The sequence below is a fragment of the Pseudomonas sp. GW704-F2 genome (assembly GCF_059423025.1).
In genome coordinates, this window is record NZ_JBWKXO010000011.1 from 22323 (window position 1) to 43492 (window position 21170).

Annotated in this window: 19 protein-coding genes and 1 pseudogene; 9 read left to right on the forward strand and 11 right to left on the reverse strand. The window is 62.7% G+C overall.

The window, feature by feature from the left end:
* Positions 1 to 39: 39 nt before the first annotated feature.
* A complete protein-coding gene (ftsH, locus tag AC07W0_RS11800) occupies positions 40 to 1863 on the forward strand; it encodes an ATP-dependent zinc metalloprotease FtsH (RefSeq protein ID WP_017845758.1) in 1824 nt (607 codons plus the stop codon).
* Between the two features lie 33 nt (positions 1864 to 1896).
* Positions 1897 to 2322 (forward strand): potassium channel family protein, encoded by a 426-nt coding sequence (locus AC07W0_RS11805; protein ID WP_017845757.1) that lies wholly within the window; start codon positions 1897 to 1899, stop codon positions 2320 to 2322.
* Positions 2323 to 2325: 3 nt separating this feature from the next.
* Here the strand turns inward: AC07W0_RS11805 and AC07W0_RS11810 are convergent, their stop codons facing one another.
* A complete protein-coding gene (locus AC07W0_RS11810; protein WP_102617452.1) occupies positions 2326 to 4695 on the reverse strand; it encodes a phosphoketolase family protein in 2370 nt (789 codons plus the stop codon).
* Positions 4696 to 5057: 362 nt separating this feature from the next.
* Between AC07W0_RS11810 and AC07W0_RS11815 the strand changes: the two genes are divergently transcribed.
* The gene (locus AC07W0_RS11815; RefSeq protein ID WP_017845755.1) at positions 5058 to 5687 is read left to right on the forward strand and encodes a helix-turn-helix domain-containing protein; all 630 of its coding nucleotides are present in this window, start codon (positions 5058 to 5060) and stop codon (positions 5685 to 5687) included.
* Between the two features lie 30 nt (positions 5688 to 5717).
* Positions 5718 to 6701, forward strand: coding sequence for a zinc-dependent alcohol dehydrogenase family protein (locus tag AC07W0_RS11820; protein WP_102617453.1), 984 nt, complete (start codon positions 5718 to 5720; stop codon positions 6699 to 6701).
* A 13-nt stretch (positions 6702 to 6714) separates the two neighbouring features.
* Here the strand turns inward: AC07W0_RS11820 and AC07W0_RS11825 are convergent, their stop codons facing one another.
* The 3 genes from AC07W0_RS11825 to AC07W0_RS11835 form a co-directional block, all read right to left on the reverse strand.
* Positions 6715 to 6966: an Lpp/OprI family alanine-zipper lipoprotein gene (locus AC07W0_RS11825; protein WP_017845753.1), complete on the reverse strand. Its 252-nt coding sequence runs from the start codon at positions 6964 to 6966 to the stop codon at positions 6715 to 6717.
* 110 nt (positions 6967 to 7076) lie between these two features.
* A complete protein-coding gene (locus AC07W0_RS11830) occupies positions 7077 to 7997 on the reverse strand; it encodes a universal stress protein (protein WP_046484209.1) in 921 nt (306 codons plus the stop codon).
* A gap of 51 nt (positions 7998 to 8048) precedes the next feature.
* Positions 8049 to 8963: a universal stress protein gene (locus tag AC07W0_RS11835; RefSeq protein WP_017845751.1), complete on the reverse strand. Its 915-nt coding sequence runs from the start codon at positions 8961 to 8963 to the stop codon at positions 8049 to 8051.
* A 188-nt stretch (positions 8964 to 9151) separates the two neighbouring features.
* On the opposite strand from AC07W0_RS11835, the gene AC07W0_RS11840 reads away from it, so the two are divergent.
* Together AC07W0_RS11840 and AC07W0_RS11845 are read left to right on the forward strand one after the other, a co-directional pair.
* Positions 9152 to 10054 carry a GGDEF domain-containing protein gene (locus AC07W0_RS11840; protein ID WP_017845750.1) on the forward strand — a complete coding sequence of 301 codons (903 nt, stop codon included), beginning with the start codon at positions 9152 to 9154 and terminating at the stop codon, positions 10052 to 10054.
* A 147-nt stretch (positions 10055 to 10201) separates the two neighbouring features.
* Complete coding sequence (locus tag AC07W0_RS11845; RefSeq protein ID WP_017845749.1) at positions 10202 to 11071, forward strand: isocitrate lyase/PEP mutase family protein; 870 nt, start codon at positions 10202 to 10204, stop codon at positions 11069 to 11071.
* Positions 11072 to 11091: 20 nt separating this feature from the next.
* Here the strand turns inward: AC07W0_RS11845 and AC07W0_RS11850 are convergent, their stop codons facing one another.
* Together AC07W0_RS11850 and AC07W0_RS11855 are read right to left on the reverse strand one after the other, a co-directional pair.
* Complete coding sequence (locus AC07W0_RS11850) at positions 11092 to 11586, reverse strand: methyl-accepting chemotaxis protein (RefSeq protein ID WP_232591880.1); 495 nt, start codon at positions 11584 to 11586, stop codon at positions 11092 to 11094.
* Positions 11587 to 11679: 93 nt separating this feature from the next.
* A pseudogene (locus tag AC07W0_RS11855) lies at positions 11680 to 12447 on the reverse strand (PAS domain-containing protein); the annotation flags it as partial.
* A 199-nt stretch (positions 12448 to 12646) separates the two neighbouring features.
* Here AC07W0_RS11855 and AC07W0_RS11860 point away from each other — a divergent pair.
* Together AC07W0_RS11860 and AC07W0_RS11865 are read left to right on the forward strand one after the other, a co-directional pair.
* The gene (locus tag AC07W0_RS11860) at positions 12647 to 13027 is read left to right on the forward strand and encodes a RidA family protein (protein WP_046383374.1); all 381 of its coding nucleotides are present in this window, start codon (positions 12647 to 12649) and stop codon (positions 13025 to 13027) included.
* Positions 13028 to 13166: 139 nt separating this feature from the next.
* Positions 13167 to 15155, forward strand: a complete 1989-nt coding sequence (locus tag AC07W0_RS11865) for a peptidase U32 family protein (RefSeq protein WP_102617455.1) — start codon at positions 13167 to 13169, stop codon at positions 15153 to 15155.
* Between the two features lie 40 nt (positions 15156 to 15195).
* Here AC07W0_RS11865 and AC07W0_RS11870 read toward each other — a convergent pair whose 3' ends face one another.
* Positions 15196 to 16089 (reverse strand): DMT family transporter, encoded by an 894-nt coding sequence (locus AC07W0_RS11870; RefSeq protein WP_102617456.1) that lies wholly within the window; start codon positions 16087 to 16089, stop codon positions 15196 to 15198.
* Positions 16090 to 16198: 109 nt separating this feature from the next.
* Here AC07W0_RS11870 and AC07W0_RS11875 point away from each other — a divergent pair, with 109 nt between their 5' ends.
* Positions 16199 to 16639 carry an Lrp/AsnC family transcriptional regulator gene (locus AC07W0_RS11875; protein ID WP_017845744.1) on the forward strand — a complete coding sequence of 147 codons (441 nt, stop codon included), beginning with the start codon at positions 16199 to 16201 and terminating at the stop codon, positions 16637 to 16639.
* A gap of 102 nt (positions 16640 to 16741) precedes the next feature.
* Here AC07W0_RS11875 and xylB read toward each other — a convergent pair whose 3' ends face one another.
* The 4 genes from xylB to AC07W0_RS11895 are packed head-to-tail and all read right to left on the reverse strand — an operon-like array spanning position 16742 to position 21168.
* Positions 16742 to 18202, reverse strand: a complete 1461-nt coding sequence (gene xylB, locus AC07W0_RS11880) for a xylulokinase (RefSeq protein WP_102617457.1) — start codon at positions 18200 to 18202, stop codon at positions 16742 to 16744.
* A gap of 16 nt (positions 18203 to 18218) precedes the next feature.
* Positions 18219 to 19211, reverse strand: a complete 993-nt coding sequence (locus tag AC07W0_RS11885) for a LacI family DNA-binding transcriptional regulator (RefSeq protein ID WP_046484198.1) — start codon at positions 19209 to 19211, stop codon at positions 18219 to 18221.
* A 21-nt stretch (positions 19212 to 19232) separates the two neighbouring features.
* A complete protein-coding gene (locus tag AC07W0_RS11890; RefSeq protein ID WP_057004076.1) occupies positions 19233 to 20165 on the reverse strand; it encodes an ABC transporter substrate-binding protein in 933 nt (310 codons plus the stop codon).
* A 34-nt stretch (positions 20166 to 20199) separates the two neighbouring features.
* A complete protein-coding gene (locus tag AC07W0_RS11895; RefSeq protein WP_086005473.1) occupies positions 20200 to 21168 on the reverse strand; it encodes an ABC transporter permease subunit in 969 nt (322 codons plus the stop codon).
* Between the last annotated feature and the right edge of the window lie 2 nt (positions 21169 to 21170).

Genomic DNA, 21170 nt, shown 5'->3' on the forward strand with positions numbered 1-21170 from the left:
TTTGTGTCTGCCTTGCGTGCCCTTTTTTGAGTCAAGGTCATGAAAAAGAACCATCAGTGGAACCTGTCTTACTTTCTGACCGCGTTTGTCGTGTTCACCGTTGTGCAGTTTCTATGGACGGAACACCGCGTGGTGCAAAGCATCCCGTACAGTCAGTTTCTGCAGTTGCTGAACGAGCAGAAAGTCAGCGACCTGCAGGTCGAGAAAGACCAGATCAGCGGCAAGCTGCAAGTGCCGATCGACGGCCATAACCTGTTCACGACGGTGCGGGTCGACCCGACGTTGGCCACCAGCCTGGCGCAGTCGGGCGCGAGCTTCACCGGGGTCACTGACAATACCTTTTTAAGCGGCCTGCTGGGTTGGCTGCTGCCTTTTATGCTGATCATGGTGGTCTGGCACTTTTTGTTTCGCGGCGTCGCGGAAAAACAGGGCCTGGGCGGGCTGATGAACATCGGCAAGTCCCGGGCCAAGGTGTTTGTCCAGCGCGACACCGGGATCACCTTCGCGGATGTCGCCGGCATCGACGAAGCCAAGGCCGAACTGGTGGAGATCGTCTCGTTCCTCAAGGACAAGGCCAAGTACGCACGGCTGGGCGCGCATATTCCCAAAGGCACGCTGCTGGTCGGTCCGCCGGGCACCGGCAAGACCCTGGTGGCCAAAGCCATCGCTGGCGAAGCCGGGGTGCCGTTTTTCTCGATCTCGGGCTCGGAATTCGTCGAGATGTTCGTCGGCGTCGGCGCCGCGCGGGTCCACGATCTGTTCGAACAGGCGCGCCAAGCGGCGCCGTGCATCATTTTCATCGATGAACTGGATGCCCTGGGCAAGATGCGTGGCGTCGGTGTAATGGGCGGCAATGACGAAAAGGAACAGACCCTCAACCAGCTGCTGGCCGAACTGGACGGCTTCGATCCCCGCGAGGGCGTGGTGCTGCTCGCTGCGACCAATCGCCCGGAGATTCTCGACCCGGCGCTGCTGCGCGCCGGCCGGATCGACCGCCAGGTGTTGATCGATCGCCCTGACCGCAAGGGGCGGCAGGCGATTCTCAAGGTCCACCTGCAGAAAATCACCGTGGACAAGGCCCTCGACAGCGAGCGCATTGCCGACATCACCACCGGTTTCACCGGCGCCGACCTGGCGAACCTGGTCAACGAAGCGGCGATTGTCGCCACCCGCCGTGGCGCCGACACGGTCGGCCTGGACGACTTCACCGCGGCCGTGGAACGCCTGATCGCGGGCATCGAACGCAAGAGCAGCGTGCTGCGCCCCGAAGAACGCCAGGTGGTGGCGTACCACGAGATGGGTCATGCACTGGCGGCGAGCCACCTGCCGGCCATGGACCCGGTACACAAGGTGTCCATCGTGCCGCGCGCCATTGGCTCGTTGGGCTACACGCTGCAGCGCCCGACGGAGGACCACTTCCTGATCAGTTACCAGATGCTCAAAGACCGCATCGTCGTGCTGATGGCCGGCCGCGCCGCCGAATTTCTGATATATGCTCAGACGTCCACCGGGGCCGCCGATGACCTGGCCCGTGCGACCGATATCGCGCGGCAGTTGGTGACCCGCTTCGGCATGAGCGCCGAACTGGGGCAGTCGGTGCTGGAGCGACAAAACATGACCTACCTGGGTGAGCAGATGCAGAGTACGGGGCAGAAAGATTATTCGGAACAGACCGCCAGGGAAGTCGATCTGTGTATACGCGCCCTGCTCGACGAAGCCTACGCCCGCGCCAAGAGCTTACTCCAGGCGCATCGCGCCGACCTGGAGGCCGGCGCGCGCCTGTTGATGGAAAAGGAAAGCCTGACCCCAGAGGACTTCCCCGCGCTGCTGCCAATGAAACCCGTGCCGGTCGCCGCAGGTTGAGCGTCGCCCTGAAACCACGCACTGAGGCTCGCCATGCTGGCCGTCACGCTGATTAATACGCTGGTGGTCATCATCGCCGTGGTCATTCATTACGAATGCCTGTTGCGCCTGAACGACTGGTTGCCGCGGCTCAAGGTCTGGAGCCGCTTCAGGATGGTCATCGGGGTCTTCGGTGCCCTGCTCGCCCACGCGATCGAAGTCTGGTGCTTCGCCCTGGTCTATTACCTGATGACACGCGACGGCGAGTGGGGCCGCCTGTCGGGCCAGTTCGATGGCTCGTTCATGGACTGCGTGTACTTTTCCTTCACGACCTACACCACCATCGGTTTCGGCGATATCACCCCCATGGGCCACATCAAGTTCCTGACCGGCCTGCAAGCGCTGACCGGTCTGGTGCTGATCACGTGGACGGCGTCGTTTCTGTTCCTGGAAATGCAGAAGTACTGGAAGAACAAGTAGCCCCTAGCCGGCCGGGGTCCATTGCCAGTTCAGCACCTCGGGCAGGTCTTCGCCGTGTTCGATCAGGTACAGCTTGTGTTTCTCCATCATCGCCCAGTAGCGCGCCTGCGCGGTGTGGCGTTGTTCGTGCAGCCGGGGCACGCGCTCGATGACGTCCAACGCCAACCGGTAGCGATCCAGGTTGTTGATCACCGCCATATCGAACGGGGTGGTGGTGGCGCCCTCCTCGATGAAGCCGCGCACATGGAAGTTGTCGTGATTGGTGCGCTTGTACAGCAGCCGATGCACCAGCGCCGGGTAGCCGTGGAAGGCAAAGATCACCGGTTTGTCGGTGGTGAACAACTCATCGAAGGCGGCATCCGCCAGGCCATGGGGATGCTGCGATGACGACTGCAGCACCATCAGGTCCACCACATTGATGACCCTGACCCGCAGATCCGGCACGTATTCGCGCAGCAATGTCACGGCGGCCAGGGTTTCCAGGGTCGGTACGTCGCCGGCGCAGGCCATGACCACGTCCGGCTCCTGATCATCGCGGCAGGCCCAGTCCCAGCGGCCGATGCCCGCCAGGCAATGACGCACGGCCGCGTCGATATCCAGCCACTGCCACTCCGGCTGCTTGCCCACCACGATGACATTGATGTAATTGCGGCTGCGCAGGCAGTGATCCGCCACCGACAGCAGGCAGTTGGCGTCCGGCGGCAGGTAGATGCGCGCCACGTCGGACTTCTTGTTCGCCACTAGGTCGATGAAGCCGGGGTCTTGATGAGAGAACCCGTTGTGGTCCTGGCGCCAGACATGGGACGTCAGCAGCAGGTTGAGCGACGCCAGCGGCTTGCGCCAGGGCACGTCGGCCGCAGTTTTCAGCCACTTGGCATGCTGGTTGACCATCGAATCGACGATATGGATGAACGCTTCGTAACACGACAGCAGGCCATGACGCCCGGTGAGCAGGTAGCCTTCGAGCCAGCCCTCACACACGTGTTCGCTGAGAATCTCCATGACCCGGCCATCCGCCGCCAGGTTCACGTCGTCGGCCTGCAACGGGTCCATCCAGGCCTTGGCGCTGACCTCGTACACGGCGTCCAGGCGATTGGAGGCGGTTTCATCCGGGCCGAACAGGCGGAAGTTGGCGGCGCCCTGTGCGTTTTTCATCACGTCGCGCAAAAAGCTGCCCAATACCCGGGTCGCCTCGGCACGCAGGCAACCGGGGGCCGGCAGGGCTACCGCGTAGTCGGTAAAGCATGGCAAGTCGAGCGTGCGTAATACCAGCCCGCCGTTGGCGTGCGGGTTGGCGCTCATGCGGCGGTGCCCGGTGGGCGCCAGCGCGGCGATTTCCGGGAGCAAGGCGCCGTCGGCATCGAACAGTTCGTCGGGACGGTAGCTGTTCAGCCATTCCGCCAACTGCTGCACATGCCCCGGCGCCTGAAAGTTGGCCAACGGCACTTGGTGGGCGCGCCAGGTGCCTTCGACCCGACAGCCATCGACAAATTTCGGCCCGGTCCAGCCTTTGGGCGTGCGCAATACCAGCACCGGCCACAGCTGGCGCTCCGGCGTCTCGGCCCGCCGGGGCTGGCGCGCCGCGTGCTGAATCTCGCGGATTTTCAGCAGCATGGTGTGAAGGGTGCGGGCAAGCTCCTGATGCACCTGCGCCGGGTCATCGCCTTCGACGAAGTACGCATCGTAACCATAGCCATACAACAGCGCCGACAGTTCATCTTCGCTGATCCTGGACAGGACCGTGGGGTTGGCGATCTTGTAGCCGTTGAGGTGCAGGATCGGCAGCACTGCCCCATCGCGCGCGGGGTTGATGAATTTGTTGGAGTGCCAGCTGGCGGCCAGCGGGCCGGTTTCGGCCTCGCCGTCGCCGATCACGCAGGCGACGATCAGGTCCGGGTTATCGAAGACCGCGCCGTAGGCGTGCGCCAGGCAGTAACCCAGCTCGCCGCCTTCATGGATCGAGCCCGGGATTTGCGCCGAAACGTGGCTGGAAATCCCATAGGGCCAGGAAAACTGCCGAAACAGCCGCAGCAGGCCATTGGCATTGCGCTCCACCGAGGGATAACACTCGGTGTAGGTGCCTTCCAGGTAGGTCTGCGCGACCACCGCCGGCCCGCCATGCCCGGGGCCGGCGACAAAGAGCATGTTCAAGTCGTACTGGTTGATCAGCCGATTGAGGTGCGTATAGAGCAGATTCAGCCCCGGCGTGGTGCCCCAATGCCCCAACAGGCGCGGTTTGATGTGCGCCAGGGTCAAGGGTGTCTTTAACAACGGGTTGCTCTTGAGGTAGATCTGCCCGACCGCCAGGTAATTGGACGCCCGCCAATACGCGTCCAGCCCTTCCAGCTCCTCTGCACTCAAAAAATCGCTCATACACCCCTCCGTCAAGGCTCGACCCGTGGATTGTCGTTCGTCGATTCTGGGTGCCTCAACTGCGCGAGGCTTGATGTATATCAAGTCTTAAAGCCGGCGCTGAAGCTCAATTGAAACAGGAACTCGGGATATTGAGTAAAAGCGCTGGCAGCGCATTTTCCTCGTTCTCTCTATCACTCAGGCACATGCCTGAACGGAGCGCATGCATGAATGCCCATCACCTGCGTTTAGTCGGTCGCTCGACGGTGCTACCGCACACCTCTTGCCCCAGACCGGTAATCCCCCCCAAAACGGCATGTTCCGGTTGCGGCGTGTCGGCATGCAGCTTGCCGATCGGTCTCGATAGTCCTGACGTGTCCCACTTGGATGCGTTGGTGGTGCAACGCTTCAAGGTCAAAAAAGGCGCAGCTTTATTCCGTACCGGCGATCCCTTGCGTTCGCTGTATACGGTTCGCACCGGCTCGTTCAAGACCGGCATCGTGTCTGTCGATGGCCGTGAACAAGTGACCGGCTTTCAACTCTCCGGCGATATGCTCGGCCTGGACGCCATCAGTGACGATGCACACGCCTGCACGGCGGTCGCCCTTGAGGACAGTGAGGTCTGCCCCATCCACTTCGCCCATCTGGAGAGCCTGGCGCGTAACCTTCCGTCGCTGCAGCACAACCTCACGCGGCTGCTGAGCCGTGAAATCGTGCAGGATCACACCCTGCTGATGCTGATGGGCAACATGAGCTCGGATGAACGCCTGGCCGCGTTCCTGCTGAACCTGTCGCAACGCTTCAGCTCCCGCGGGTATTCGGCCAGGCACTTTGTGCTGAAAATGCGCCGTGAGGAAATCGGTTCCTACCTGGGCTTGCGCCTGGAAACCATCTGCCGCGGCATCGCGCACCTGCGCGACCAGGGGTTGGCGCAGATCGTCGGCCGCAACGTCACGATCCTGGACCTGGAAGGTCTCAAGCGTCTGGTCGCGGGCTGCCGCCGACCGATCTAGCATTACCGCCCGAACACCTGGAGATTCGTCATGCGTGCGATGGTTCTGCACACCCCCGGCCAGCCGCTGCAACTGGAGCAGCGCCCGATCCCGACACCCGGAAGCGGGCAGCTGTTGATCAAGGTCCTGGCCTGTGGCGTGTGCCGCACCGACCTGCACCTGGTCGACGGCGAGTTGCCGCAAGCGCAACTGCCACGGGTGCCAGGCCATGAAATCGTCGGTGAAGTGACGGCCGTGGGCGCCGCGGTCGGGGCTGACTGGATCGGCCGCCGCGTCGGGGTGCCGTGGCTCGGCTGGACCTGCGGCGAGTGCGCCTTCTGTCGATCGGGCCGGGAAAACCTCTGCGATCAGGCGCTGTTCACCGGCTGCAATCTGGACGGCGGCTACGCTGAATACACGGTGGCGGACGAACGCTTCTGCCTGCCGATTCCCGACACACTGTCGGACGTTCAAGCCGCGCCCCTGTTGTGTGCCGGCCTGATCGGCTTTCGCGCCTTGCAAATGGCCGCCGACGCCGCCCACCTGGGGCTTTACGGCTTCGGTGCGGCCGCCCATCTGGCGATCCAGGTGGCGCTGGGCCGCGGGCAACAGGTGTACGCGTTCACCCGCCCGGGTGACAGCGCAGGCCAGGCCTATGCACGCTCATTGGGCGCCGTGTGGGCCGGGCCTTCGGATCAACTGCCGCCGCACCTGCTGGATGCCAGCCTGATATTCGCCCCGGTCGGAGCGCTTGTACCGCTGGCATTGGCCGCCACCGTCAAGGGCGGCTGTGTGATTTGCGCCGGGATTCACATGAGCGATATTCCGGCCTTCCCCTATCGACTGCTATGGGGCGAGCGCAGCGTGCGTTCAGTGGCGAACCTGACCCGACAGGACGGCACGGCGTTCTTTCAAACCGTGCAGCACACGCCGGTCCACTGCGACATCACCCGCTTCGCCCTGGAAGACGCCAATCAGGCACTCGCGCACCTGCGCAGCGGGCAGTTCAACGGCGCGATCGTGCTGACCCCATAACACGCAGCAGCGGCTATTTGCGGGTCGCGCTGGTCAGCATATGGATCGCTCTCTCGTTGGCTTCGTCGGCGGTGCGCTGGGCCTGGTTGGCCAGCGCCATCGCCTGCTCCGCCTTGAGGTAGGCTTCGTCAGCGCGCAGGCGCGCCGTGGCGGCATTGTTTTCTGCGGAGTCCAGGCGAGCCTCAAGCTCCTTGACATGTTGACTGCACCCGGCGGACGTTGCCAATACCAGCGCCAACAGTGAAACGGACAGGTAGCGGTTCATGGTGTTTCCCCTCGATTCATCGCGGTAAGAAATCAACAACGCACATTTTCAGTATCCGGCGTGGGCCCGCCGTGCCTCTGACCTTTGTCAATAAAGGATCAGAGCCCGGGCTAGCCCTTGACGTCGTTTCCCGGCTGGCGGATCGCTAAAATGCTGCCCGGCACCGAATACAGCGCCCGTTCGGTGTTGCTGCCGATCAGTCGGTCGAGCCCGACCCGGTGAGCAGTCCCCATGACCACCACATCGGCCTGGAATTGCTCGACAAACTCCTGAATCACCGGCACTGGCTGGCCCATGACAAAGTGCCGTCTTTCCGGCGGTACGCCATAACGGTCGGCCAAGGTCACGAATGCCTGGTGCAACGACTGGCGCAGCTCTTCGGCGAAGTCCACGTTCCAACCGCCCATGGCCATCGGCGCATCGCCGTTGAATGCCGGGGACAGGTCATAGGCGTACAACAGATGCAGCGGCGCATCGCATTGCAGGGCCATGGAGTAGGCGCACTGAATGATGGTGTCGTTCAGACCGCTGATCTGCGTGCCGGGCTCGAACGGATCGACGGCCGCCACCACGCGATGGGGCAAACCGTAGCGCGCCTGACTCACCAGATGCAGGGGGGTCGGGCACTCGCGCAGCAGGTGGCAATCGAGCGGGGTGATGAATATGCGCTTGAGAACCGGCTCCAGCTTCACGTCCTTGATCACCAGGTCCGGGTTCAGATCGGCGATCGTGCGCAGGATCTCCAGCACAGGGTGGGTGGTAAAGAGCAATTCAACCGTCACCTTCAGGCCGTTACCGCCCAGGCGCTGGACTTCGTCGACCAGCCAATCGCGATAGCGGTGCAGATAGTCCTGGAAAACCGACTCATCGACGTGTTCTTCCCACAAATGAATGATCGGCGCAGGTTCGATAAACGCCCTGATATCGAGCGCCGCGCCGCTGGCCTTGGCCAGGGCCACCGCGCGCAGCAGCGCCGGGGAGTGATACAACGAACGGTCGGTGATCAGCAACAGACGTTGATATTGGCTCATTTCGCACCTCGTCGGGCACCGGTTGGTCCTGGCGCCAGGTTCAATCCTTCATCAGCTGCGCGTCGGTTTGATCGCCCACATACTGCACGGCGCGTGGTGCAGCAGGCTTTCGGCGGTAGTGCCCAACAGCTTGTTCAAGCCCCAGTGCTGCACGGTGCCCATGACGATGATGTCGATCTGGTGGTCGCGGGCGAAGTCGCAAATGTTGAAGAGCGGCGTGCCCTCGATAAAGTGCCGATGCTCGACGGGAATCCCCTGGCGCTCGGCCAACGCGGCAAACGCCTCATGCTGGGCTTCATTCAACGACTCATAGAGCCCGGCGGCCAGGGGCACCGCGCCGAAGCCCATGTCCTTGGCATACACCGCGGCCCAGTCGTACACATGCAGCAACTCGAGCTGGGCCTGGCATTGCGCGGCCAGCTTGACCGCCGCTTCGACAATCTGGTCGTTGAAGATCTGGTCCTGCTCCTCGCTGCGCAACACATCGACAATCGCCAGCACCTTGCGTGGCAACGGGTGGCGCGAGTCGGTGACCAGATGCACCGGCACCGGGCAGTCGCGCAGCAGTTGCCAATCCAGCGGGGTGAAGAACACCCGTTTCAACGCCGGCTCTTCCTCGGCATCCTTGATGATCAGGGCCAGCGACATCTCGTTGACGAAATGCAGGATTTCCTCATAAGGATGATGCACCCAGACCACCTCGCTGGTGACCTCGACCCCGCGCTGGCGCATCACCTCGGCCTGCTCGGCGAGCCAGTGGCGATGGGTGTCCAGGTACCCTTCCCGGGCCCGATTGATCTGTTCGGGCGCAAACAGCCCGGCGATCGCCAGGGCCTGCAAATAGTCGAATGCCACGATATGCAACGGCAACTGCATCGCGCGCGCCAAGGCAGCTGCACGATCGAACGCCGGTGTGCGGGTCATGGACGAAGGGGCAATCAACAGTAAACGCTGAGTCTGCAACATGGGGGCACCTCGGCACGCGGCCATCTGATTCGGTGGATAGGTCTTCAGATTGAGCGTTCCGGCTCAGCGGCTACTTGATCTTTATCAGTTGGTGCCCGCAAAAGTTGATTTTCATCAACAGCCGCCGGGCCCCTTGCCCCTAGCCTGCATCAAGACTTGCAGCGTCACCGGCTCCGTCGGAGGGCACCATGATCGAAGATGAGCAGCAAGTGTTGGTGAGGGCGTTGGACGCGGCGACAAACCCGGTGCTGATCACCGAGAGATCGGGTTGCATTGTGTGGATCAACCGAGCGTTCAGCCTGTTGAGTGGCTATTCGAAGCTGGAGCTGGTCGGTAAAACCCCGCACCTTTTGTCGTCGGGACGGCAAACCACCACGTTCTATCGGGAGCTGTGGATGACCATCATGGCGGGCCTGACCTGGCAGGGCGAGATGGTCGAGCGCCGCAAGGACGGCTCCAACTGTACGATCAATCAGGTCATTACCCCGGTGCTCGACCCGCAGGGCGTGGTCACGCACTTCATCGCGATCCTGCACAACTTCAAGGTGATGGACGAAGAACGTGCGCGCATGCAACAACTGGCGTTCCATGACGGACTGACCGGCTTGCCCAACCGCAGCCTGTTTCTGAGCCTGCTCAATCAAGCGATGAGTCATGCCACCCAGCAGCAACAGCCGCTGGCGTTGATGTTTATCGACCTGGACCGTTTCAAAGCGGTCAACGACACCCATGGGCATGCGTGCGGCGACAAATTGCTGGTGGCGGTGGCCGAACGCCTCAGCCAGTCGGTGCGCAGGTCCGATGTCGTCGGCCGTTTGAGCGGCGATGAGTTTGCGATCCTGGTGACCGGCATGGACCACGCCAGGCAGGTCGAGGTGTTGGCCGATAAATTGATCGGCGCAATCAACCAGCCGTTCATGATCGATGCCCACCGCCTGAACACACACATCAGCGTCGGCATCAGCCTGTATCCATGGGACGGGGCAAGCGTCGAGCAACTGCTCGCACGGGCCGACGACGCGATGTACCAGGCTAAACGACGCGGTGGCAGCGCCTGTCATTTCAACCTGCTTAGCCAGCCTGCCGACTGAACGGCGCACACCTCGCGCCCACCGTATGTGCGGTGGGCATAGCCCATTCTCAAACGTCATAATCCTGGGTTTTGTGGCGTGGTAATCTCTGACGACTATGAATAGGCATTGATCGTCAGTCGACAATGACCAGAACCAGGAAAGATCATGCCCAAAGTGTCCCACTCAGCCCTGCGTCGTAATTTCCGTGAACTGCTTGCTACGCCACTGTGCGTTGAGACGGCCTCTGTGTTCGACCCGATGTCGGCGCGTATCGCCGCCGACCTGGGCTTCGAGGTCGGCATTCTGGGGGGCTCGGTCGCTTCGCTGCAGGTACTGGCGGCACCCGATTTTGCGTTGATCACCTTGAGTGAGTTCGTTGAACAGGCCACCCGGATCGGCCGCGTTGCGCAGTTGCCGGTGATTGCCGATGCCGACCACGGCTATGGCAATGCCCTGAATGTCATGCGTACCGTCGCGGAGCTGGAACGCGCAGGCGTAGCGGCACTGACGATTGAAGACACGCTGTTGCCGGCGCAGTTCGGGCGCAAATCGACCGATCTGATTTCCATCGAGGAAGGCATCGGCAAAGTCAGGGCCGCCCTTGAAGCACGGGTCGACCCCGAGCTGTCCATCATCGCCCGCACTAACGCGAAGGTGTTGCCGACCGAGGCTGTGATCGAACGCACCCTGGCCTATGAAAAAGCCGGTGCCGATGGGATCTGCATGGTGGGTGTCAGCGACTTCGAGCACCTTGAGCAGATTGCGCAACAACTCACGGTGCCCTTGATGCTGGTGACCTACGGCAACCCGAAACTCAATGACAGCCAGCGCCTGGCAAGCCTGGGAGTACGCATCGTGGTGGCCGGCCACGGCGCCTACTTCGCAGCGATCAAGGCCACCTACGACAGCCTGCGCGCCCAACGTCAGCTCACCCACAGCACCTCGAACCTCAGTGCCACCGAGCTTACTCACACCTACACCCTGCCGGAGAGCTACGTGGCCTGGGCCAAAGAGTTCATGGATGTAGAGGAGTGAGACTGACCCCGGGTGCGCGTCTAGCCGACCCAGCCGACAGCGGTTTTCGGAACCACCTCCGACTCATCCAGCTTTGACGCAAACATGCTCACGGCTTGCACCGCATCGCTGGTGCTGGTGCGGATCTGCAGAATCACCGCACCCGCCTGGTCGGCCAGGCTGACGCCACGTTGCGCGCCTTCCTGGGTCGCGCTCATGCTGGCGACTGCGTCACGGGTTTCCGACAGAATCAGGCCGATCATCTCGGCAATCTCGGCGGTGGAACGGCTGGTGCGCCCCGCCAGTTGCCTGACCTCATCGGCCACCACCGCAAAACCACGGCCCTGATCGCCTGCGCGCGCGGCCTCGATGGCGGCGTTGAGCGCCAGCAGGTTGGTCTGGTCGGCAATACCGCGAATGGTATTGACGATCGCAGTGATCTGCTCGGAACGATCGCCCAACTGCCCCACCAGGCGTGCCGAGGCGCCGATATTATCGGCAATGCGGCGCATTTCACTGGCGGTTTCGTGGATCACCTGGGTGCCATGCTCGGCGAATCGCTCGGTTTCCGAGGAAATATGGTAAGCGCGGGAAGCACCGCGTGAATCCTCCTCGAACTTCTCGACACGCTCGCTGATGTCGCTGGCGAACTTGACGATTTTGATCAGCTTGCCGTCGCCGTCATACACCGGGTTGTAACTCGCCTCCAACCACACCACGCGGCCGTGCTTGCCGATACGCTTGAATTGCCCGGTGAAGAATTCACCATTGTTCAAGCGCCGCCAGAAGTCGGCGTACTCAGGGCTGTTGACCTGGGCCGGTTCGCAAAACATACGGTGATGCTTGCCTTTGAGTTCCGTCAGTGAATACCCCATGACCGTGAGGAAATTCTCGTTGGCATCGAGCACTTGCCCGTTCAAATCGAACTCGATCACCGCCATCGCCCGGTCCAGCGCAGCCAGCTTGCTGCGGGTCGCCGCCTCCTGCTCCACTTTGCGCGTGACGTCGAGGGCGTACTTGACCACTTTCACGACCTGGCCGCGCTCATCCAGCACCGGGTTGTAGCTGGCCTCCAGCCAGATGATCTTGCCGTGGGCGTCCACCCGTTTGAATGTGCCCGAGACGAACTTACCGGCCCTGAGTTCCTGCCAGAACTCGGCATAGGCAGGGCTGCTGGTCAGCGCCGACGGGCAAAAATCACGGTGGGTCTTGCCGGCCAATTGAGCGCTGCTGTAACCCAGGGTTTTCATAAAGTTGTCATTGGCGCGCAACACCTTGCCATTGAGGTCGAATTCGACCACGGCCATGGAGCGCTCAAGCGCGGCAATCAATCCTTGGTATTCAGCGACTTCGGCCCTCCTGGCCGCCAGTTCTGTTTTTAGTGTGTGATTGAACATGACGTAGCCTCAGCCGTGCGTAGAATCGGGGGTTATCTCCTGCACTATCGGCCAATAAATACCGGACTTGACCGATGAAAAATAAATATCATTTGACGTCAAATACTCGTCGCTCGCCACGCCTGCAAAGCCGAAGAGTACTGATCCTCGCGCCCCCTGTGTTTAAATTGGCGCCCCTTTTCCCTGCCAAGAGAACGTCATGGCCAACCACGACCTGTCCTTCACCCCTGATCCGGATGCCGACTCGATTTCCTCCGACGTGATCGGCTTCAACGGCATCCTGGTCTCCACCCAGATCCCGACCCGCGCCGACGGCAGCCTGGAACTGGGCGACATCACCGCGCAAAGCGAATGCACGCTGCAAGCGCTGAAAGTTGCCCTTGAACGCGCCGGCAGTTCCATGGACCGGGTGATGCACCTGACCATCTACCTGACCGACATGGCCGACCGCGCGGCGTTCAACGAGGTCTACAAGCGCTTCTTCGCCAAGCCGTGGCCGGTGCGTGCCGCGGTTGGCGTGGCGGCCCTGGCGGTGGAAGGCATGCGTGTGGAAGTCACCGCGATGGCCGCCAAGGCCTGAACCCGCGTCGATTGAAACCCCCGTCATTGGCCTGGCACCTTGCAGGCCAAGCCCGCCGGCGGCCCTGCGGTAGGTGCCGGTCAGGCGTTTCACGGCTACAATGCGCGCCTCGACCGTGACAAGCCTGACTAAAAAAACTATGTCCTTGCCCAAACATCACCTGGAATTGCTCAGCCCTGCCCGCGATGTCGCCATCGCGCGCGAGGCCATCCTGCATGGCGCCGACGCCATCTACATCGGCGGCCCAAGCTTCGGCGCCCGCCACAACGCCTGCAACGAGGTCAGCGATATCGCGCAATTGGTCGAATTCGCCCGGCGCTACCACGCCCGCGTCTTCACCACCCTCAACACCATCTTGCATGACAACGAACTGGAACCGGCGCGCAAGCTGATCCATCAGCTCTACGACGCTGGCGTCGACGCGTTGATCGTGCAAGACCTGGGCGTGATGGAGCTGGATATCCCGCCGATCGAGCTGCACGCCAGCACCCAGACCGACATCCGCACCCTGGGCCGCGCCAAATTTCTCGACCAGGCCGGCTTCTCGCAGCTGGTATTGGCCCGCGAGCTGAACCTGCAGGAAATCCGCGCCATTGCCGATGAAACCGATGCCGCCATCGAGTTCTTCATCCACGGCGCCCTGTGCGTGGCGTTCTCCGGGCAGTGCAATATCTCCCACGCGCAGAACGGCCGCAGCGCCAACCGCGGCGACTGTTCCCAGGCGTGCCGCCTGCCGTACACCCTCAAAGACGATCAAGGCCGCGTCGTCGCCTTTGAAAAGCACCTGCTGTCGATGAAAGACAACAACCAGAGCGCCAACCTGCGCGCCCTGGTCGATGCCGGTGTGCGCTCGTTCAAGATCGAAGGGCGCTACAAGGACATGGGCTATGTGAAGAACATCACCGCCTATTACCGCCAGCGCCTCGACGAGATCCTCGAAGACCGCCCCGACCTGGCCCGCGCTTCCAGCGGCCGGACCGCGCATTTCTTCCTGCCCGACCCGGAAAAGACCTTCCACCGGGGCAGCACCGACTATTTCGTCAGCGACCGCAAGATCGACATCGGCGCCTTCGACACCCCGACCTTCACCGGCCTGCCGGTGGGCGTGGTGGAAAAAGCCGGCAAACGCGACCTGCAAGTGATCACCCATGAGCCGCTGTCCAACGGCGACGGCCTGAATGTGCTGGTCAAGCGCGAAGTGGTGGGTTTCCGCGCCAATATCGCCGAGGCCAAGGGCGAGTTCGAGGAAGACGGCGAGAAGCGCTACCGCTATCGCGTCGAGCCGAACGAAATGCCGGCCGGCCTGCATCAGTTGCGCCCCAACCACCCGCTGAACCGCAACCTCGACCACAACTGGCAACAGGCGCTGCTCAAAACCTCCGCCGAGCGCCGGATCGGCCTGTCGTGGGTCGCCCGACTGCGCGAAGCGCGCCTGGAACTGAACGCCACCAGCGAAGAAGGCATCACCGCCAGCGTCGCCCTGCCCGGCCCGTTCGGTGTGGCCAACAAACCGGAACAGGCGCTGGACACCCTGCGTGACCTGCTCGGCCAACTGGGCACCACCGAATACCACGCCACCGCCATCGAGCTGGATGCGCCGCAGGCGTTCTTCATCCCCAACTCGCAGCTCAAGGCCGCGCGCCGTGAAGTGATCGAAGCGCTGACAGCGGCGCGCATCGACGCTCACCCGCGTGGTGGGCGCAAGGCCGAAACCAGCCCGCCGCCGGTGTACCCGGAAGCGCACCTGTCGTTCCTGGCCAACGTGTATAACCAGAAGGCCCGGGATTTCTACCACCGCCACGGCGTGAAACTGATCGACGCGGCCTTCGAAGCCCACGAAGAAACCGGTGAAGTGCCGGTGATGATCACCAAGCACTGCCTGCGTTTCTCGTTCAACCTCTGCCCCAAACAGGCCAAGGGCGTGACGGGGGTGAAGACCAAGGTTGCGCCGATGCAGTTGATCCATGGCGATGAAGTGCTGACCCTGAAATTCGACTGCAAGCCATGCGAAATGCATGTGGTGGGCAAGATCAAGGGGCACATCCTCGGGTTGCCGCAGCCAGGCAGCGTAGTCGGCTACATCAGCCCGGACGATCTGCTCAAGACCATCCCGCGCGCGCCGCATTGATCGAACCGCGGGCGCGCTGCAACGGCGCGCTCGCTCTCGATCACTGCACTTGCACCACAGCTTTGGGGCGCCACCACCAGCCCCTTTGCAACCCGGCGGCAGCCAACAGAATCGCGGCGACGCCCAGCCATTGCAGCCAACCCAGGCGATGCCCAAAGGCAATCCAGTCGACCAGAATCGCCGCAATCGGGTAGATAAACGATAACGCGCCGGTGATGGCCGTCGGTAACTTCTGGATCGCCCCGTACAGCAACACATACATCAAACCGGTGTGTACCACCCCGAGCGTCAACAAGGCCGCCCAGGCGTTGTGCGCCACCGGCAGACTGTGCCACGGCACCAGCGGCGCCAGTAACAACGCACCGGTCGTGACCTGGATCAGCGCGATCAAATGCGGCGGCACCGCCTTCAGGCGCTTGATGATCAGCGCGGCAAGCGCATACAGAAACGCCGCGCCGAGGGCCAGGGCGATACCGGCCAGGTAGTCGCCGCCGGTTGGCTGATTGCCATGGGCGCTGACAATCGCCAGCATCCCGAGGAATGCCACACTCAGCCACGCCAGCTTCGGCACGCTGAGCTTTTCACCGAGAAACAGCGCCGCCAGCATCACCAACATGAACGGCTGCACGTTGTACACCGCAGTGCTGATGGCGATGGACGCGCGGGAATACGATTCGAACAGCAGCAACCAGTTGCCGACAATGGCCACTCCGCTGAGCATCGCCAGGCCGAGCCCGGCCCAACTGAGCAAGTCCCGGCGCAGGTAACCGAGCAGCGCGCACACCAGCAATAACGTCAGCGCCCCGATCACGCAGCGCCAGAACACCACTTCGAGCACCGATACGCCCGACACCAGTACAAACCAGCCAATGGTGCCCGAGATCAGCATGGCGGCGACCATTTCCCACGACCCGCGACGGATGGATGTATCCATGATTGAGACTCCTCAAGTGAGGCTCAATTATGGCAAGCTGGTTCGCCGCGGCTCCAGCGCCTAAAAAAGGCGAAAAGCCTCAATGACCTTTATTTATTAGGCGCACACCATGATCGACACCATCGACCAACAACTGATCGGCGCTTTGATGGACGACTCCCGGCTGTCCCTCAAGGCCCTGGCCGGCATCACCGGCCTGTCCTCGCCCAGCGTCGGCGAACGCCTGCGCCGCCTGGAAGAGCGCGGCGTGCTGACCCATTACACGGTCGACATCGACCCCAAACACTTCGGCTACCTGCTGCAAGCCATCGTGCGTATCCGTCCCCTGCCCGGCCAATTGCAGGAAGTGGAGCGGCAGATCCAGGCCATCCCCGAATTCACCGAATGCGACAAAGTCACCGGCGAGGACTGCTTCATCGCACGCCTGCATGTACGCACCATGGACCACCTCGACAGCCTGCTGGATCGGCTCAACGTCTATGCCGAGACCAACACCGCCATCGTCAAGAAAACCCCAGTGAAGCGACGCCTGCCACCGCTGACGGACTAACGCCGACAAACCTTAGGTGGGGATAGCAGTGGTTCAGGTACTTATGCAGTGACTGACACTCCGCTATCGGGAGCAAGCTCCCTCCCACAGGGCCGGATCAAGTCAGTCGTGCAGAGCCTTGGCCGCGCCCAACAGCCCCTGAAACTTGCGATAACGCGCCTCCAGCACCGGCTGTTGCGCCACGTCCGGTACATACCGCGCCTTGACCGGCATGCCCGCCGCGAGCAACGCAGCGCCCTGCCCGATGGCCAAAAAGCCCAACTTCGCCGCGCCGATGCACGCGCTCAGTTCACTGCCGTGCAGCGTGAAGATTTCCCGCTGCAGGATGTTGGCCAGCAACTGCGCCCAATACTCACTGCGCGCGCCGCCACCCACCAGCGCACAGGCGGTGACGTCGGCGCCGCTCGATTGCACCGCGCGCAACGCGTCGAGCAGGCCAAAACCCACGCCTTCCATCACCGCATACCCCAGCATCGCCGGGGTGCAGTCGTGGCCCAGGTTCATAAAGCCGCCGCGTAATAAAGGGTCGTTATGCGGGGTGCGTTCGCCGGCCAGGTACGGCAGGAACAACGGCGTATCCAGCGGCACCGATTGGCCGATGGGCAACTGGGCCTGGACCTGATCCAACAGCGCCTGTTCATCCGGCATGCCCGTCAGGCGCGTGACCCAGCGCAAACAACTGGCGCCGGCCAGCATCGCGCCCATGGTGTACCAACGGTCGGGCAGCGCATGGCAGAAGCTGTGTACCGCGCTGGCCGGGTTGCCCGCCGCATGGTCGGTGATGGCGACAATCGCCGCGCTGGTGCCCAGCGTGATGAAACCGTCGCCGGCATTGATCGCGCCGATGCCGACCGCCGCAACCGGGTTGTCGCCACCGCCGCCGGCAATCACCACCTCGGCGCGCAAACCCAGCTCGCGGGCGGTCAGACACGCGCTTGCCGCACCGCCCTCCACCAGCCTGGGCATTTGTTCCAGCGCCAGGCCGGTGGCCCGCAGCATGGGGCTGAACCATTGACGATTGGCCACGTCCAGCCACAGCGTTCCGGCCGCATCGGACATCTCGCTGACGCGCTCCCCGCTCAAGCGCAGGCGCAGGTAGTCCTTGGGCGACAGCACGCAATCGATGGCCTTGAACACTTCGGGCTCATGCCGTTGCAGCCAGAGCAGTTTCGGCGCGGTCAAGCCGGCCATGGGCAAGCTGCCGGTGACGTCGGCAAACCCTGGGCCGAGCTGTGCCGCTTCGGCCACCGCGCGCGAGTCGTCCCACAGAATCGCCGGGTATAACACGCGATCGTCATCCCCCAGCAATACCGCGCCGTGCATTTGCCCAGACAGGCCGATGCACGCCACACGGGCAAACGATTCATGAGCGCGCAACACATCCAGCGCCTGCAAACAGGCTTGCCACCAGTCTTGCGGCGCCTGTTCGGACCAGCCGGGGTGCCGGCGCGAGACGCTCAAGCGCACGCCGGCCTGAGCCAGCACCGCGCCGCTGGCGTCCATCAGGATGGCTTTGAGTTCCGAGGTGCCCAGGTCGATGCCGAGGGAAACAGCAGTGTTCATACGCGTGTCATTCCAATCAATCACAGCCACAGGAGTTACGTATTTGCAGGGTCGGCTCCAGACGCACACTGCGGGTCGGCGCATCGGGTGCGGCCATGCGTTGCAGTAACAGGTTGACCGCACGAGCGCCGAGCGCCTGGACCGGCTGGGCGATCAACGTCAGGCGCGGCACAAAGAAATCCGCCCAATCAAAATCATCGAAGCCCACCAGCGCCATCTGCGCCGGCACTTCGATATGTGCATCGCGCAAGGCCTGCATGGCGCCGAGGGTCATCAGGTTGTTGCCGGCCATGATCGCGGTCGGCGGCGCGGCCAGGCCCAGTAACTGCACCGTGGCCTGGCGTGCCGGTTCGGTGTTGGAGCCGCCGTTGACCAGCAGTTGCGGATCGAACGCCAGCCCCGCGGCCGCCAATGCCGCGCGATAACCAGCCACCCGTTCATCCGTGGTGCTGAACCCCAGGCGCCCGGCGATGAAGCCAATTCGGCGATGCCCATGGGCGATCAGGTGGGCAATCAGCGCCTGGGTGGGCTGGGTATTCGCCACCCCGACCTGATCGAATTGTTCACTCATCATCCGGTCCACCAGCACCGCCGGAATCTCGCTGGCCCGTAGATACTCCAGGGCCAGCGAACCGTTCGAAGGCGCCAACACAATGCCGTCGACGCGCCGGTGATGCAGCGCCGTGACCACCCGCAGCTCCTGCTCCGGGTCGTCGTGGGTATCGACGAACAGCATCATGTAGCCGTGCTTGGCGCACTCGGTTTCGATCGCGTGTACGGTTTCGCTGAAGTAATGATTGGACAGCGCCGAGATCGCCACGCCGATGGTGTTGGTGCTCGAACGCGCCAGCGAGCGCGCCAGGGTGTTGGGGATATAACCCAGTTCCTGGATCGCGCGCTGCACCGCTTGCACCGTGGCCGGGCTGACCTTGCGGGTGCCGTTCAACACATGGGACACCGTTGACGTCGACACCCCCGCTCTGCTTGCGACGTCATCCATGGTGACCACGGCGCTGTCCCCCTCAATGACTCAGTGTTTACTCGACCAGCCGCTGTACGTCGCGACGTTGTCGCGGGTGATCAGTTTGGGCGTGAGCAGCGTAACCGTTTCGGCCGGCGCCTTGTCGTTGAGAAGGTCATTGCCGATATTCACCGCCGTCTGCGCCATGGCCCATGGGTCCTGGCTGGAGGACGCCTGGATCTGGGTGTCGGTCTTCAGCGCATTCTCGATATCCGGCGCGCCATCTACCGAGGTGATGATGATACCGCTGCGTTTGAGCTGCTTGGCCGCCAGGTCGCTGCCGATGGCCTGGGGGTCGTTGATCGCGAACAGACCGTCGATTTTCGCAAAACGCGTGAGGTAGCCCTGCATCACGTTCAGGCCGCCTTCACGCGAGCCCTTGCCGTCCTGGTCATCGGACAGCACCTTGATCTGCGGCGCAGCGGCCAAGGCGGCCTTGCAACCTTTGACGCGGTCGGTCACGGCGGTCACTTGCGGGCCGTTCTGGATAATCACGTTGCCTTTACCCGCGAGTTTGTCCACCAGGAATTGGCAGGCCAGTTTGCCGGCTTCGACGTTGTCGGTCTGCACGGTCGCGTTGACCCCCTTGGCGTCCACGTCCACCGCCACCACGACGATACCGGCGTCACGGGCTTTCTTGATCGCCGAGGCCATGGCGGAGGGGTCGACGGCGTTGATCAGAATCAGGTCGACCTTGGACGAGATGAAGTTGTCGATCTGCGAAAACTGCTTGCTCAAGTCATAGTCGGCCGACACCGACGTGACCTTGACGCCGGGGTTCAGCTCCTTGGCGCGGGCCGTGGCGCCGTCGGCCAGGGTCACGAAATACGGGTTGCCCAGCGAGCCCATGCTGATGCCCAGGGCTTTCAATTCACGCGCTTCCACGGCTTGGGACATCAGGGCAGCCAAGGCAATGACGGGAAAGATGTGTTTTAGGTTCATGTGGGTCTCTCTTGTGATTGTTGTAGGAGTGAACTCAGGTCCGCGCACCGGACTGGCGATAGCGATCCAGCGCGACCGCGCCGATGATCACGATGCCCTTGATGATGTACTGCCAGATATCCGAGACGCCCAGCAGCACCAGGCCATTGGTCAGTACCGCGATGATCAGTGCGCCGATCAGCGTGCCGCCGATGGTGCCGACACCGCCGGTAAAGCTGGTGCCGCCGAGGATCACTGCAGCGATCGCATCCAGCTCGTAGGATTGCCCCAGTTGCAGGCCATTGGCGGCGAACAGGCGTGAAGCACTCATCACCGCGCCAAGCCCGGCCAACGCACCGGACATCGCGTAGACGAACAGCAGCACCTTCCACACCTTGATCCCGGAGAGCCGCGCCGCTTCCGGGTTGCCGCCCACCGAATAGATCTGCACGCCCATCACCGTGCGCCGCAGGATGAACCACGACAACGCCACCACCGCGACCGCGATCACCACCAACCACGGCACGCCGAGGATCGAGTCATTGCCGATAAAGGCAAACGGCAGGTCGGGGTTGAACACGGTCTTGTCGTCGGCCAGCAAACGCGCCAGGCCGCGCATGGCGGTCAGCGCGCCGAGGGTGACGATAAACGGCGGCAAGCGCATGAACGCGATCAACCCACCGTTGACCAGGCCCAGCAACAGGCCAAAGCCAATCCCGGCGGCAATCCCGAACATGCCGAACTGCGGCGACATCGAGGCCTGCAACGCCACCACGGCGGACGCCGCGAGGATCGCGCCGACGGACAGGTCGATGCCCGCGGTGAGGATCACAAAGGTCATGCCCGCCGCCAGCACCACGTTGACCGAGGCCTGTTGCGTGATGATCGACAGGTTCTGCACCGTCAGGAAGTTTTCGCTGGCCAGGGCAAAGCCCACCAGCAGCAGGACCAGCACCGGCAGCATGCCGACGCTGCGCATCAGTTCCCTGAGCCGCTCGGCCTTGCCGATTGGCGGGAGGGTCATTG

What these genes read in the sequence shown, in the direction of transcription:
- ftsH (WP_017845758.1), top strand. Translation starts at nt 40, where the DNA reads ATGAAAAAGAACCATCAGTGGAACCTGTCTTACTTTCTGACCGCGTTT.
- AC07W0_RS11805 (WP_017845757.1), top strand. Translation starts at nt 1,897, where the DNA reads ATGCTGGCCGTCACGCTGATTAATACGCTGGTGGTCATCATCGCCGTG.
- AC07W0_RS11810 (WP_102617452.1), bottom strand. Translation starts at nt 4,695, where the DNA reads ATGAGCGATTTTTTGAGTGCAGAGGAGCTGGAAGGGCTGGACGCGTAT.
- AC07W0_RS11820 (WP_102617453.1), top strand. Translation starts at nt 5,718, where the DNA reads ATGCGTGCGATGGTTCTGCACACCCCCGGCCAGCCGCTGCAACTGGAG.
- AC07W0_RS11825 (WP_017845753.1), bottom strand. Translation starts at nt 6,966, where the DNA reads ATGAACCGCTACCTGTCCGTTTCACTGTTGGCGCTGGTATTGGCAACG.
- AC07W0_RS11830 (WP_046484209.1), bottom strand. Translation starts at nt 7,997, where the DNA reads ATGAGCCAATATCAACGTCTGTTGCTGATCACCGACCGTTCGTTGTAT.
- AC07W0_RS11835 (WP_017845751.1), bottom strand. Translation starts at nt 8,963, where the DNA reads ATGTTGCAGACTCAGCGTTTACTGTTGATTGCCCCTTCGTCCATGACC.
- AC07W0_RS11840 (WP_017845750.1), top strand. Translation starts at nt 9,152, where the DNA reads ATGATCGAAGATGAGCAGCAAGTGTTGGTGAGGGCGTTGGACGCGGCG.
- AC07W0_RS11845 (WP_017845749.1), top strand. Translation starts at nt 10,202, where the DNA reads ATGCCCAAAGTGTCCCACTCAGCCCTGCGTCGTAATTTCCGTGAACTG.
- AC07W0_RS11860 (WP_046383374.1), top strand. Translation starts at nt 12,647, where the DNA reads ATGGCCAACCACGACCTGTCCTTCACCCCTGATCCGGATGCCGACTCG.
- AC07W0_RS11865 (WP_102617455.1), top strand. Translation starts at nt 13,167, where the DNA reads ATGTCCTTGCCCAAACATCACCTGGAATTGCTCAGCCCTGCCCGCGAT.
- AC07W0_RS11870 (WP_102617456.1), bottom strand. Translation starts at nt 16,089, where the DNA reads ATGGATACATCCATCCGTCGCGGGTCGTGGGAAATGGTCGCCGCCATG.
- AC07W0_RS11875 (WP_017845744.1), top strand. Translation starts at nt 16,199, where the DNA reads ATGATCGACACCATCGACCAACAACTGATCGGCGCTTTGATGGACGAC.
- xylB (WP_102617457.1), bottom strand. Translation starts at nt 18,202, where the DNA reads ATGAACACTGCTGTTTCCCTCGGCATCGACCTGGGCACCTCGGAACTC.
- AC07W0_RS11890 (WP_057004076.1), bottom strand. Translation starts at nt 20,165, where the DNA reads ATGAACCTAAAACACATCTTTCCCGTCATTGCCTTGGCTGCCCTGATG.
- AC07W0_RS11895 (WP_086005473.1), bottom strand. Translation starts at nt 21,168, where the DNA reads ATGACCCTCCCGCCAATCGGCAAGGCCGAGCGGCTCAGGGAACTGATG.